Below are 11,681 nucleotides of genomic sequence, written 5' to 3'. Positions count from 1 at the left end.
ATGGATTAAATTCCTAGCCCCAAAATGAGAACATTGCAAGAACAAAATTCGGCGGCGGGGTTTCTGGCGTTCCCTGTTGCGATGCGGTAAATGTCAGGGATGCTGACTGTCATCATGGAATGCCGCGATCAGGAATCGGAACTGGCGCAGACCCTATCGGTACTCGTCTCCGGCGCGGTGGAAGGCCTTGTGAGCGATGTTGTCGTGCTCGATCACGGCTCGCGGGACGGTTCCTCCCGCGTGGCGGATGCGGCCGGCTGCCGGTTTCACACCCATTGGGACATCAAGGATATCCTGCGCAGCGCCCGCGGCGAATGGCTGCTTCTGGCCCAGCCGGGCGCGCGGCTGCAGCCGGGCTGGATCGACGAGGTGATGGAATATATCGCGCTCAACAAGCAGCCGGCCCGGTTCGCCCCGTCGCGGACCTACAGGCTGCCGTTCTTCAAGCGCATTGGTCGTGCGGTTCCGCCTCTGGAATACGGCCTGCTGCTGCCGAAGCGGCAGGCGATCGCGCTCGCGAAATCCGGCATGGACCTGGAAGCGCTTGCCAAGGGGCAGAAGGCTTCGAAGCTGGCCAGCGAGATGATTCCCGCCTGGGTGGCTGCGGCGGCACGGTAGGCATGTGCCGGAGGCTCATTGGCCGGCACCGCGCTTCAGGTGCTCGTCGAGCCGCGGCATGATCTCGATGAAATTGCAGGGCATGTGGCGATAGTCGAGCTGCGCCTTCAAGATGCCGTCCCAGGCATCCTTGCAGGCGCCGGGCGAGCCCGGCAGCACGAAGATGAAGGTGGAATTCGAGACACCGCCGGTGGCGCGCGACTGGATCGTCGACGTGCCGATCTTGTCATAGGAGATGCGGTGGAAGACTTCCGAAAAACCGTCCATCCGCTTTTCGAAGAGCGGCTCCAGCGCTTCCGGCGTCACGTCGCGGCCGGTAAAGCCCGTGCCGCCGGTGGTGATCACCACGTCGATTTCCGGATCGAGGGTCCAGTCCCGCACTTGGCTTGCGATGCGTTCCTTGTCGTCCGGCACGATGGCGCGGGCCTTGAGCCGGTGGCCGGCGTCTGCGATGCGTGCCACGAGCGTGTCGCCGGACTTGTCGTTCTCGGGCGTGCGCGTGTCCGAGACGGTCAGCACGGCGATGCCGACGGGAATGAAGGGACGGGTTTCGTCGATCCTGCTCATGATCCTGTTCCCACGGTCTCAACCGCCTGAAAATACCAGTCCGGCTTCTGGCCGTTAAGGTTTTCCGCTGCTTTTTTGGCGGCTTCCGGGGAAGGAAATATCCCGAAACAGGTGGCGCCGGAACCGGACATGCGCGTCAACATCGCCCCTTCGCCGCCGATCATGCCGGAAATCTGGTCGATCTCGCGCACCAGCGAGCGGGCCGGCGGTTCGAGGTCGTTGCGGAGCGTTTTCAGGAAGCCCAGCCAGTCGCCGCCGAAAGTCCCGGCCGGCAAGCCTATCGGAGAATTGTCCTTGCGAGTCAGCCTCCGGAAGATGTCCGGCGTCGAAACGCCGGTGAGCGGATTGCCGAGCACGAGCGGAAAGGAGGGAAGGGTGGGCAGCGCCGTCAGGTCCTCGCCGATGCCCTTTGCCATCACCGCCTCGCTCTTGAGGCACATCGGCACGTCGGCGCCGAGCGATAGGGCAAGCGCGGCAAGCTCTTCTTCCGGCAGGCCTGCATCCCAGAAGCGCAGCAGGCCGCGCAGCGTGGCGGCGGCGTCCGCCGAACCGCCGCCGATCCCGGCCGCCACCGGCAGGTTCTTTTCGAGATGGATGGTTACAGGCGGTGCCGCAATGCCCTTGCCCGACAGCGCCTGGCGCAACAGGTCGCGGGCCTTCAGCACCAGATTGCCGTGCCTGCCTTCGGCATCGGCGGGCACGAGAGCGGCGAACCGGCCGGAGACCGCAAAATCGTCCGTTCCCGCCGCCGCAAAACCCAGCCGGTCGCCCATATCGGCAAAGGTCACGATGCTTTCCAGCAAATGATAGCCGTCGGCCCGCTGGCCGGTCACATGCAGCGCGAGATTGATCTTGGCGGGCGCCAATTCGAAAAGGCCCGCCTTGTCGGCGGGCCTCGTTTCACGAAACGTATCGGAAAACATCAGGACTTCTTGTCGGGGACTACCGGAGCCGGCGGGGGCGGAGCAACGGGATCGGCCTGGCTGCGGGCGGTCGTCGCATTCGGATCGAGCGGTGGCAGGCCCTTTTCGATCTTCTCCTTGATGTGCTCGCGGTTGACGTCCTCGCCCTCGGAAATCAGCGAACGGTTCCACTGGTAGACGGCTTCGAGCTTGCGGCCGACGCGCCAATAGGCGTCGCCCAGATGGTCGTTGATCGTCGCATCGCCGGCACGCAGCTGGACGGCGCGTTCGAGCTCGGTCACGGCGTCGTCGAACTGGCCCATGCGGAAATAAGCCCAGCCGAGCGAATCGACGATATAGCCGTCGTCCGGCCGCGCGTCGACGGCGCGGCGGATCATGTCGAGACCCTCTTCGAGGTTCTTGTTCATGTCGACCAGCGAATAGCCGAGATAGTTCAGAACCTGCGGCTGCTCGGGATTGAGCTCCAGGGCCTTGCGGAAATTCGGCTCGGCCTTCTCCCACTGCTTCAGCCGCTCATAGGCGATGCCGCGCTGGAAGAAGATCGTCCAGTCGCTCGGCTTCGGAACGGGGCCGATCACCTCGATCGCCTTGTCGTAGGTCTCCGCCATGGCCTTGTAGTCCTTGGCGTCGGAAAGCACGCTGCCATAGGCGATATAGCTGCGGATATCGGTCGGATCGGAATCGATCAGCGATTTCAGGTGCTGCTTGGCTTCGTCGACCTTGCCGGTTTCGGAAAGCGTCAGGCCGAGCTGCAATTCGGAAATCCGCCGCATCGGCGAATCGGCCGGCACGCTCGAATAGAACTGGATGGCGCGGTCCGGCTGTTCGAGTTTTTCGGCGAGCCCGCCGAGCATGATCAGCGTATCGGCGCTCTTCGGATCGAGAGCGTGCGAGATCTGCAGGTAGAGCGAGACCATGTCCTCGGCGCCCTGGCGGTTCAGCGCCCCGCCGATCGAAAAGAGCACGCCGGCTGCCCCTTCGGCGGCCGTCGTCACCTGCTGCTGCGGCTTCTCGCCGTTTTCGATGCTCTGCCGCAACGCCTTCAGCGGCGCGTAATTTGCGACCATGCCGTCGCCGACGGCGATCGCATCGAGCGCCTTCTGCTTGTTGCCGGCGGCAGCTTCGAGGCGCGCCAGCGCCATCACGGCGCGCATGAAGGTATCGGGCGCGGTCGCCACGGCTTCGTTATTGGTGACGGCCGTGTTGAGGTGACGCCGTGCGGTGCCGATATCGCCGGCAACGAGCGCCATGGCTCCGAGATGGTAATCGGTGAAGACCTTGTACCAGGCCGGCCCCTTGAGATTGTTGATGCCGGCCATCGCCTGCTTGCCCTTGCCGGCGCCGACATCCACCCAGGCGGAGAGAAGCTGGTGCGTCAGCCGGTCGAGGTCGTTGGGGCCGTCATAGGCGAGGATCTTTTTCGCCGTGTCGAATTTCTTGTCGCGCAGGGCGTCGAGGCCGCGGACGATCTTGGTGATCCGCTCGACCGCCGCGTCATCCTTCAGCGCTTCGGCCTCCGCGAGGCCCTCCTCGAAATCGCCGTTGAGCAGGAGCGAGATCATCAGCCTTTCGCGGATTTCCAGATTGGCCGGATCGAAACCGAGCGCCTTGCGGTAAAGCGCGATCGCGGTCGGGTAGTCATGGTCCACGTCGGCGGTCCGCGCCGCCAGAAAGGCGCCGGAAAACGACTTCACGTCACCGGCATTGAAGGTGACGGCTTCCTGTGCCGTGGGCTTCGGTTCCGCCGTCGCGGCTCGGGCCACCGTCCCGACCAGAAGGACGGTCGCAAGCGCCGCGCTCGAAAGCAGAAGAAGGCTGGATTTCTGCCGCATAAAGGTGCCTTTCGTGTAGAGCCTGAGGCGACGATGCGATGCCGTCGCCGATCCTGCACCGATTGATTCACGATAGAATGGCTTTTTTGGAGCAGGTCCGCAAGGAAATCTCCGGCACCGCCGGGCGGCCGCGCCGGTCACACCTTCGTTAGCTCCACGCTCCGCTCAGTTGACGCGCTGGATCGAGAAGTCGATCACTTCCAGAAGCGCGGCCTTGAGCGGCGAGGACGGCAAGGGCGCCAGCGCATCCCGGGCGATCGTGCCGTAATGCAGCGCGCGGCCGATCGTATCGTTGAGCGCGCCGTATTTGTTGATCAGACCGAGCGCCTTTTCGAGGTTCTCGTCGCTGCTCTCGCCCTTCTCGATCGCCTCGCGCCAGAAGGCGCGCTCGCTTTCGGTGCCGCGGCGATAGGCGAGGATGACCGGAAGCGTGATCTTGCCCTCACGGAAATCGTCCCCGACATTCTTGCCGAGGTCGGCAGCCTTGCCGCCGTAGTCGAGCGCGTCGTCCACGAGCTGGAAGGCGAGGCCGAGATTCATGCCGTAGGATTTCAGTGCCGCGCGTCCGGCCTTGTCCGCGTTGGCGATGATCGGGCCGACTTCCGCGGCGGCTGCGAAGAGAGCCGCGGTCTTGGCGCGGATGACGGAGAGATAGTCGTCCTCCGTCGTTTCCATGTTCTTGGCGACGGAAAGCTGCAGCACTTCGCCCTCTGCGATCACGCAAGCCGCGGTCGAGAGCACGTCGAGCGCGTCGAGCGAGCCGACCTCCACCATCATCTTGAAGGCCTGGCCGAGCAGGAAGTCGCCGACGAGAACGCTTGCCTGGTTGCCCCAGATCATCCGCGCCGTGGACCTGCCGCGGCGAAGGTCGCTTTCGTCCACCACGTCGTCGTGCAGCAGGGTCGCGGTGTGCATGAACTCGACACTGGTCGCGAGCCTCACATGGCCGTCGCCCTGATAGCCGAACAGCGAGGCGGATGCGAGCGTCAGCATCGGTCTCAGGCGCTTGCCGCCGGACGAGATGAGATGGTTGGCGACTTCCGGAATCATCTGCACGTCGGACCCGGCCTTGGACAGGATCAATTGGTTGACCCGCTCCATATCGGCCTTGGTGAGATCCACCAGCGGTTTAACGGACGCGGGTTTGTTTTTGCCTTCTTCAAGCGGTATGACGACGCCCAACGATGAGGCCTCCCTATCGAAATTTTGCGAATGACAATAGAAAGAGGCAGTTAGGGCGGCAAGGGCAAATCGCATACCGCCGGAGTGATAGGACGTTTTGAAGCATGCGGGAAATCATCCGCACCAACGATGTGGTTACCCTCTCTCTGGCGGAAAGCCTGATGAAGGACGCGGGCATCCATTGCCTCATCGCCGATCAGTCGATGAGCGTGCTGGAGGGCTCGCTCGGGCTCCTGCCGCGCCGCTTCCTGGTGGAAGAGGAAAGGGCGGACGAGGCGCGGCGGATATTGAAGGATGCCGGCCTGGGAGCGGAGCTGAGGCCTTGATGTTCGGGGCCTGTTACCCCCCTCTGCCCTGCCGGGCATCTCCCCCTCAAGGGGGGAGATCGCAATCGGCACGACCTTCGCACCCAAAGAACCATCGCGAATTGCGTGACGTTAATTGGGGAATGATGAGCACGCACCCAGCCAATCTCCCCACCCGTGGGGGAGATGCCCGGCAGGGCAGAGGGGGGCTGGCAACCACCAACCTTAGATGGGATCTGGCAACCGCCGACATTCAACGGTGGCAAACCGCATGACTTCCACGCACACCATCGACGCTTTTCACCGCGGACACTTTCACGTGATGCAGCCGAAGGGTGGGGGGCACCGCTCGGGCGTCGATGCCATGCTGCTCGCTTCGCTGGTGGCTGCCGACAAGCCGGTCAGCGTTGCCGATCTCGGCGCCGGCGCCGGTGCGGCGGGGCTTGCGGTCGCCGCCCGTCTGGAAAAGGCGAAGGTCCTGCTGGTGGAAAAATCATCGCTGATGGCCGATTATGCCCGCCGGACGCTGGCACTTCCCGAAAACGCCTTCCTGGCCGGCCGCGTCGGGGTCATCGAGGCCGATGTGACGCTGACGGGCAAGCCGCGTCTCGCCGCAGGCCTGGCGGACGAAATCCACGACCATGTCGTCATGAACCCGCCCTTCAACGATGCGGCCGACCGCCGGACGCCCGATGCGCTGAAAGCCGAGGCCCATGCGATGACGGAGGGCCTGTTCGAAGCCTGGATACGCACCGCCGGCGCGATCATGAAGCCCGGCGGGCAATTGTCGCTGATCGCCAGGCCGCAATCGATCGCCGAAATCGTCGATGCCTGCGGCAAACGCTTCGGCGGGCTGGAGATCACCGCGCTCCATCCGCGGCCGGACGAGAGTGCCACGCGCATCCTCGTCACCGCCGTCAAAGGATCGCGGGCCCGGCTGACGCTGAGGGCGCCGCTCTTCGTGCATGGCGCGGACGGCCACGCCTTCACGCCCTTCGTGGACGATCTGAACAACGGCCGGGCGGCCTATCCGCGCCTCGGCCCGCGGCGGCATCCGCAGGCGACCTGATGCCGGGCCGGGGAGACGGCATCGAAAATGCCGCTTTCTCCGGGGCCGCCATTGTGTTTGAAATTCCGCCACATACATGTTTCTGAACGTTCCAACGCAACAGAAGGAAGAAAAATGGCCGGGTTTTGGAAGAGGCTGATGCCGAAGCGGTTCCGTAAAGCGGGCGTGACGATCCCCGTCGTCCGGCTTCACGGCGCGATCATGGCCGGCGGCAGCCAATTCAAGCAGACCCTCAATCTGGCCACCGTCGCACCCATGCTGGACAAGGCCTTCGCCAACAAGGAGGCACCGGTCGTCGCCATCTCCATCAATTCGCCCGGCGGCTCGCCGGTGCAGTCGCGGCTGATCTTCCAGCGCATCCGCGCGCTCGCCGAGGAGAAGGACAAGAAGGTGCTGATGTTCGTGGAGGACGTCGCGGCTTCCGGCGGCTACATGATCGCGCTCGCCGGCGACGAGATCTTTGCCGATCCGACGTCCATCGTCGGCTCGATCGGCGTCGTGTCCGGCGGCTTCGGTTTTCCGGAACTCCTTCGCAAGATCGGTGTCGAGCGCCGCGTCTATACGGCCGGCGAGAACAAGGCGATCCTCGATCCCTTCCAGCCGGAAAAGGAAGGCGATATCGAATACCTGAAGTCGCTGCAGCTCGAAATCCACAAGGTCTTCATCGACATGGTGAAGATGCGCCGCGGCGAGCGGCTGGCGGAAGATGCGGCCATCTTTTCCGGCCTGTTCTGGAGCGGCATGCGCGGCCTTGATCTCGGCCTGATCGACGGTCTGGGCGAAATGCGCGAGGTGGTCAAGCGCCGCTACGGCAAGGATGCGAAACTGGAATTGATCGGCAGCGCCCGCACGCTTTTCGGCCGCCGGGTTCCGGGTGTCGCCTTCGGAGGGGGCAAGGCCGGTGAAATCGCCGCGGGAGCGGCAACGGGACTTGCCGCAAGCCTTGAGGAAAAGGCATTGTGGAGCAGGTACGGCCTCTGAGAGGCCGGAAGATACGCGCGAGGGGGAAATGGCGCAGCTTATATTTCTGATTGTTCTGATCGGCGGCGGCTGGATGCTTTACAAGAAGTTCGTCAAGGACGCCGAACGGCTTTCCGCCCGCTCCCGCCGGGAGGAAAAGGAGCGCCAGACCGGCGCGATCGGCACGCTGGAGAAGGACCCGGTGACGGGAGAGTATCGCGTGAAGAGGGATGAGGAGTAAGTTGGCCTTTGATTGGCTTGTGCGATATGATATACATGATAAAAGTATATCATGGAGGTGTTGAATGCTGATCGCAAAATGGGGAAATAGTCTGGCAGTCCGTATTCCCGCGTCCGTCGTGGAAGCCTTGGACCTGAAGGAAGGTGACGATATCGCTATTCGCGTTGCAGATGGTCCCGTCTTCGAAATCAAGCGGAACGATGTCCGCCAGAAGGCGCTTGAACGGATCAAGGCCTTTAAATTGAAGCTGCCGCCCGACTGGAAATTCGACCGCGACGAAGCGAACTCCCGCTGATGCCGTTGGTAGCGAATTTTCTCGATACGAACATACTTGTCTATGCGTTCAGCGAGGGCCCGAAAGCTGAGGTCGCTCAAGCACTGATGGCAGAGCCGTTTGTGCTCAGCGTGCAGGCGCTCAACGAATTCGCAAATGTTGGGCGGAAGAAGCTGAAATTAAGCTGGGAGCGTATTGAGGAGGCGATTGATGACCTCTCTTCAGTGGCTTCCGCGATCGTCGTTTTGGATAAGCAGGCAACCAAAGCCGCTTTAAAGCTGGTCGGACGATACAACTTGGCTTTCTATGATGCTCTAATGTTGGCTGCTGCGTTGAAAGCGAATTGCGGCCGATATTATTCCGAAGATCTCCAACATGGACTTTTGATCGACGGGAAGCTGACAGCTATAAATCCATTCCGCTAAGTCCTGTCGAGCTTGGCTTTCACCCTTGCAGCCATCGCTTCGCCGTCCCACGGAATGAATTGATCCCGCGGCGTATCCATCCGCCGACGGATTCCGTCTTTCATGGCAAGCAGCGGATCGTTAGGGCCGGCCGGGACTTCGTCCGCACGCATGAGGCTGTCGATGCCGGCCTCACAGCGTAACGATCCGGCAGTGCGCAATATGCGCAACGCATAAATCCTTGACCCGCGCCCCCGATGCGTGGCACTCGTCCGCATCTTCAAAACCCAATATATCGCCCAAAGATACCACGATGACCGATCTGCCCGCCCACATGTCTCCGGCCCGCTCCTTCCAGGGGCTGATCCTCGCGCTCCAGAACTACTGGGCGGACAAGGGCTGCGCGATCCTGCAGCCTTACGACATGGAAGTCGGTGCCGGCACCTTCCATCCGGCGACCACGCTGCGTGCGCTCGGGCCGCGGCCGTGGAAGGCGGCCTATGTGCAGCCGTCGCGCCGCCCCTCCGACGGCCGCTACGGCGAGAACCCCAACCGCCTGCAGTACTATTACCAGTACCAGGTCATCCTGAAGCCGAACCCGCCGAACCTGCAGGAACTTTATCTCGGCTCGCTGAAGGCGATCGGCCTCGATCCGCTGCTGCATGACGTGCGTTTCGTCGAGGACGATTGGGAAAGCCCCACCCTCGGCGCCTGGGGCCTCGGCTGGGAATGCTGGTGCGATGGCATGGAAGTCTCGCAGTTCACCTACTTTCAGCAGGTCTGCGGCATCGAATGCGCGCCTGTCGCCGGCGAGCTCACCTATGGTCTGGAACGCCTCGCCACCTATCTGCAGGGCGTCGACAGCATCTACGAGCTGAACTTCAACGGCCGCGAGGGCGAGGAAAAGATCACCTATGGCGACGTCTTCCTGCAGGCCGAGCAGGAATATTCCCGCCACAACTTCGAATTCGCCGACACGGCCATGCTGCACCGGCATTTCATCGACGCGGAGAAGGAGTGCCAGGCGCTGCTTGCCGCAGGAGCTCCGGGCGGCAATGCCAACCAGATGCTGCACAAATGCGTCTTCCCGGCCTACGACCAGTGCATAAAGGCGTCCCACGTCTTCAACCTGCTGGATGCGCGCGGCGTCATCTCGGTCACGGAGCGCCAGAGCTATATCCTGCGCGTCCGCACGCTGGCGAAGGCCTGCGGCGAGGCCTTCCTGCTGACCGAAGCCGGCGGCCTGAACTTCGGCAAAGAGGCGGCATAAGCCCGATCCCGTTTGCGCATCGGGCTTGGCGCCGTTTGACGCCTTTCAAGAAGTGTGCCTAGTCTCCGCCCGGATTACACGTCTGAGGGGGATTCGTGCATGTATATCCTGATCGGCATCGTCGTTCTCGTCGCTCTCTACGCCGTCGTCATCTATAACGGCCTGGTCAAGTCCCGGCAGATGGCGGAGGAGGCCTGGTCGGGCATCGACGTGCAGTTGAAGCGCCGCGCCGATCTGATCCCCAACCTCATCGAGACGGTGAAGGGCTACGCCGCCCATGAGAAGAGCACGCTGGAGGAAGTGATCGAGCTGCGCAACAGGGCGCAGGCCGTGCCGGCCGGCGATGTCGCGGGCCGTGCGGAAGCCGAAGGCCTGCTCGGTCAGGCGCTCGGGAAGCTCTTCGCGCTCGCGGAATCTTACCCGGACCTCAAGGCCAGCCAGAATTTTTCCGAGCTGCAGGCCTCCCTGGAAACCATCGAGAGCGAAATCCAGATGGCCAGGCGCTATTACAACGGCGCCGCGCGCGACCTGAACGTCAAGGTCGAGAGTTTCCCCTCCAATCTCGTCGCTGGCCAGTTCGGTTTTGCCAAGCGCGACTATTTCGAGATCACCGACGAGGCAGACCGGGCGGTCCCGGCCGTCAAATTCTGAGAAACCGCCATTGGACCTTTGCGCCGCGACGGTTTAAGAGCGCGCTTGGCCGTGCTGTCGCGGCGTTTTGAATGGCGTAAGAGACGATCATCATGGGCAGAGCCAAACTCACCATATTGCCGCCGGGCAAGCCGCTCATCGGGCGCGCCGTGCCTCCGGGTTCAAAGTCGATCACCAACCGCGCATTGCTGCTCGCCGGGCTTGCCGAGGGCACCAGCCGGCTGACCGGGGCGCTCAGAAGCGACGACACGCGTTATATGGCGGAAGCGCTCCGGGCCATGGGTGTGACGATCGAGCAGCCGGACGAAACGACCTTCGTGGTGACCGGCACCGGCAAGCTTCTGCCGCCTTCCGCGCCGCTCTTCCTCGGCAATGCCGGCACGGCGACCCGCTTTCTCACCGCAGCGGTCGCCTCGGTCGACGGTACGGTCGTGGTCGATGGCGACGAGCACATGCGCAAACGGCCGATCGGCCCGCTGGTCGCCGCGCTCAAGTCGCTCGGGATCAACGTCGAGGCGCCGACCGGCTGCCCGCCGGTCACCGTGCGCGGCAACGGCCATTTCGCTTCGGGCCGGGTGGAGATCGATGCCGGCCTGTCGAGCCAGTACGTTTCCGCCCTGCTGATGGCCGCGCCACTTGCGCCGAAAGGCGCCAATGCGCCGGTCACCGTGGCGCTTGCCGGTGCCGAGATCGGCGCGCGCGGTTATGTCGACCTGACGCTTGCCGCCATGCAGGCCTTCGGCGCCAGGGTGGAGCAGATCGACGCCGCGACCTGGAAGGTCGAGCCGACCGGCTACAAGGCCGCGGATTTCGTCATCGAGCCGGATGCCTCTGCCGCGACCTACCTCTGGGCGGCGGAAATTCTGACCGGTGGCAGGATCGATCTCGGCGTGCCGAACGATGCCTTCACCCAGCCGGATGCCAAGGCGTTCGATGTCATCTCGACATTCCCGCATCTGCCGGCGGAGATCGACGGCTCGCAGATGCAGGACGCCGTGCCGACGCTCGCCGTTCTCGCCGCTTTCAACGAGACGCCGGTGCGCTTCACCGGCATCGCCAACCTGCGCGTCAAGGAATGCGACCGGGTGCGGGCGCTGTCGCTCGGCCTCACCGCCATTCGCGAGGGCCTTGCCACGGAAGAGGGGGACGACCTGATCGTCGCCTCCGATCCGTCGCTCGCCGGCCAGACCCTGCCGGCCGAGATCAACACCTTCGCCGACCACCGCATCGCCATGAGCTTCGCTTTGGCGGGTCTGAAGATCGGCGGCATCACCATTCTCGATCCGGATTGCGTCGCCAAGACGTTTCCGACCTATTGGGACGTGCTGGCCTCGCTCGGGGTTTCGTACACGGACATCGAATAGGCGCCAAAGGGGATCGGTCCG

General features: G+C 63.3%; 14 protein-coding genes. 10 read left to right on the top strand and 4 right to left on the bottom strand.

Translation table 11 applies throughout. From position 1 onward, the window contains the following. The first annotated feature begins 99 nt into the window (after positions 1-99). Positions 100-618 carry a glycosyl transferase gene (locus tag QTA58_RS04100; RefSeq protein ID WP_289671823.1) on the top strand — a complete coding sequence of 173 codons (519 nt, stop codon included), beginning with the start codon at positions 100-102 and terminating at the stop codon, positions 616-618. Positions 619-633: 15 nt separating this feature from the next. Here QTA58_RS04100 and moaB read toward each other — a convergent pair whose 3' ends face one another. From moaB to QTA58_RS04080, 4 genes are all read right to left on the bottom strand, one after another. After that, the gene (gene moaB, locus QTA58_RS04095) at positions 634-1,185 is read right to left on the bottom strand and encodes a molybdenum cofactor biosynthesis protein B (RefSeq protein ID WP_289671822.1); all 552 of its coding nucleotides are present in this window, start codon (positions 1,183-1,185) and stop codon (positions 634-636) included. Beyond that, on the bottom strand, positions 1,182-2,108 hold the full coding sequence (locus tag QTA58_RS04090; RefSeq protein WP_289671821.1) for a 4-(cytidine 5'-diphospho)-2-C-methyl-D-erythritol kinase: 927 nt from the start codon (positions 2,106-2,108) through the stop codon (positions 1,182-1,184). Before QTA58_RS04090 ends, moaB begins: the two co-directional genes overlap by 4 nt. Continuing rightward, complete coding sequence (locus tag QTA58_RS04085) at positions 2,108-3,940, bottom strand: tetratricopeptide repeat protein (protein WP_289671819.1); 1,833 nt, start codon at positions 3,938-3,940, stop codon at positions 2,108-2,110. The genes QTA58_RS04090 and QTA58_RS04085 overlap by 1 nt, the downstream gene beginning before the upstream one ends. A gap of 165 nt (positions 3,941-4,105) precedes the next feature. Continuing rightward, a complete protein-coding gene (locus QTA58_RS04080; protein WP_289671818.1) occupies positions 4,106-5,122 on the bottom strand; it encodes a polyprenyl synthetase family protein in 1,017 nt (338 codons plus the stop codon). A gap of 104 nt (positions 5,123-5,226) precedes the next feature. Between QTA58_RS04080 and QTA58_RS04075 the strand changes: the two genes are divergently transcribed. From QTA58_RS04075 to QTA58_RS04035, 9 genes are all read left to right on the top strand, one after another. Beyond that, entirely contained in the window at positions 5,227-5,448 is a 222-nt protein-coding gene (locus QTA58_RS04075) for a DUF2007 domain-containing protein (protein ID WP_085422488.1), read from the top strand. Between the two features lie 250 nt (positions 5,449-5,698). Further along, the gene (locus tag QTA58_RS04070; protein ID WP_085423379.1) at positions 5,699-6,496 is read left to right on the top strand and encodes a methyltransferase; all 798 of its coding nucleotides are present in this window, start codon (positions 5,699-5,701) and stop codon (positions 6,494-6,496) included. Between the two features lie 114 nt (positions 6,497-6,610). Then, positions 6,611-7,477 carry a S49 family peptidase gene (locus QTA58_RS04065; RefSeq protein WP_289671817.1) on the top strand — a complete coding sequence of 289 codons (867 nt, stop codon included), beginning with the start codon at positions 6,611-6,613 and terminating at the stop codon, positions 7,475-7,477. 28 nt (positions 7,478-7,505) lie between these two features. Next, positions 7,506-7,697 carry a hypothetical protein gene (locus QTA58_RS04060; RefSeq protein WP_085422490.1) on the top strand — a complete coding sequence of 64 codons (192 nt, stop codon included), beginning with the start codon at positions 7,506-7,508 and terminating at the stop codon, positions 7,695-7,697. Positions 7,698-7,761: 64 nt separating this feature from the next. Next, the gene (locus QTA58_RS04055) at positions 7,762-7,992 is read left to right on the top strand and encodes an AbrB/MazE/SpoVT family DNA-binding domain-containing protein (protein ID WP_085422491.1); all 231 of its coding nucleotides are present in this window, start codon (positions 7,762-7,764) and stop codon (positions 7,990-7,992) included. Beyond that, the gene (locus tag QTA58_RS04050; RefSeq protein WP_289671816.1) at positions 7,992-8,396 is read left to right on the top strand and encodes a PIN domain-containing protein; all 405 of its coding nucleotides are present in this window, start codon (positions 7,992-7,994) and stop codon (positions 8,394-8,396) included. The genes QTA58_RS04055 and QTA58_RS04050 overlap by 1 nt, the downstream gene beginning before the upstream one ends. A 292-nt stretch (positions 8,397-8,688) precedes the next feature. After that, on the top strand, positions 8,689-9,645 hold the full coding sequence (locus QTA58_RS04045; RefSeq protein WP_289671815.1) for a glycine--tRNA ligase subunit alpha: 957 nt from the start codon (positions 8,689-8,691) through the stop codon (positions 9,643-9,645). Between the two features lie 99 nt (positions 9,646-9,744). Then, the gene (locus tag QTA58_RS04040; RefSeq protein WP_289671814.1) at positions 9,745-10,296 is read left to right on the top strand and encodes a LemA family protein; all 552 of its coding nucleotides are present in this window, start codon (positions 9,745-9,747) and stop codon (positions 10,294-10,296) included. 89 nt (positions 10,297-10,385) lie between these two features. Then, on the top strand, positions 10,386-11,660 hold the full coding sequence (locus tag QTA58_RS04035) for a 3-phosphoshikimate 1-carboxyvinyltransferase (RefSeq protein WP_289673009.1): 1,275 nt from the start codon (positions 10,386-10,388) through the stop codon (positions 11,658-11,660). The last annotated feature ends 21 nt before the right edge of the window (positions 11,661-11,681 follow it).

The sequence above is a fragment of the Neorhizobium sp. CSC1952 genome, assembly GCF_030378245.1.
GTDB lineage: Bacteria > Pseudomonadota > Alphaproteobacteria > Rhizobiales > Rhizobiaceae > Neorhizobium > Neorhizobium oryzae_A.
Note: the sequence above shows the minus strand (reverse complement) of the source record. Positions and strands in the feature narration are given on the sequence as shown.

Excerpts from the sequence above, each read along its gene's own strand:
- QTA58_RS04100 (WP_289671823.1), top strand. The coding sequence starts at position 100 with ATGCTGACTGTCATCATGGAATGCCGCGATCAGGAATCGGAACTGGCG.
- moaB (WP_289671822.1), bottom strand. The coding sequence starts at position 1,185 with ATGAGCAGGATCGACGAAACCCGTCCCTTCATTCCCGTCGGCATCGCC.
- QTA58_RS04090 (WP_289671821.1), bottom strand. The coding sequence starts at position 2,108 with ATGTTTTCCGATACGTTTCGTGAAACGAGGCCCGCCGACAAGGCGGGC.
- QTA58_RS04085 (WP_289671819.1), bottom strand. The coding sequence starts at position 3,940 with ATGCGGCAGAAATCCAGCCTTCTTCTGCTTTCGAGCGCGGCGCTTGCG.
- QTA58_RS04075 (WP_085422488.1), top strand. The coding sequence starts at position 5,227 with ATGCGGGAAATCATCCGCACCAACGATGTGGTTACCCTCTCTCTGGCG.
- QTA58_RS04070 (WP_085423379.1), top strand. The coding sequence starts at position 5,699 with ATGACTTCCACGCACACCATCGACGCTTTTCACCGCGGACACTTTCAC.
- QTA58_RS04065 (WP_289671817.1), top strand. The coding sequence starts at position 6,611 with ATGGCCGGGTTTTGGAAGAGGCTGATGCCGAAGCGGTTCCGTAAAGCG.
- QTA58_RS04060 (WP_085422490.1), top strand. The coding sequence starts at position 7,506 with ATGGCGCAGCTTATATTTCTGATTGTTCTGATCGGCGGCGGCTGGATG.
- QTA58_RS04055 (WP_085422491.1), top strand. The coding sequence starts at position 7,762 with ATGCTGATCGCAAAATGGGGAAATAGTCTGGCAGTCCGTATTCCCGCG.
- QTA58_RS04050 (WP_289671816.1), top strand. The coding sequence starts at position 7,992 with ATGCCGTTGGTAGCGAATTTTCTCGATACGAACATACTTGTCTATGCG.
- QTA58_RS04045 (WP_289671815.1), top strand. The coding sequence starts at position 8,689 with ATGACCGATCTGCCCGCCCACATGTCTCCGGCCCGCTCCTTCCAGGGG.
- QTA58_RS04040 (WP_289671814.1), top strand. The coding sequence starts at position 9,745 with ATGTATATCCTGATCGGCATCGTCGTTCTCGTCGCTCTCTACGCCGTC.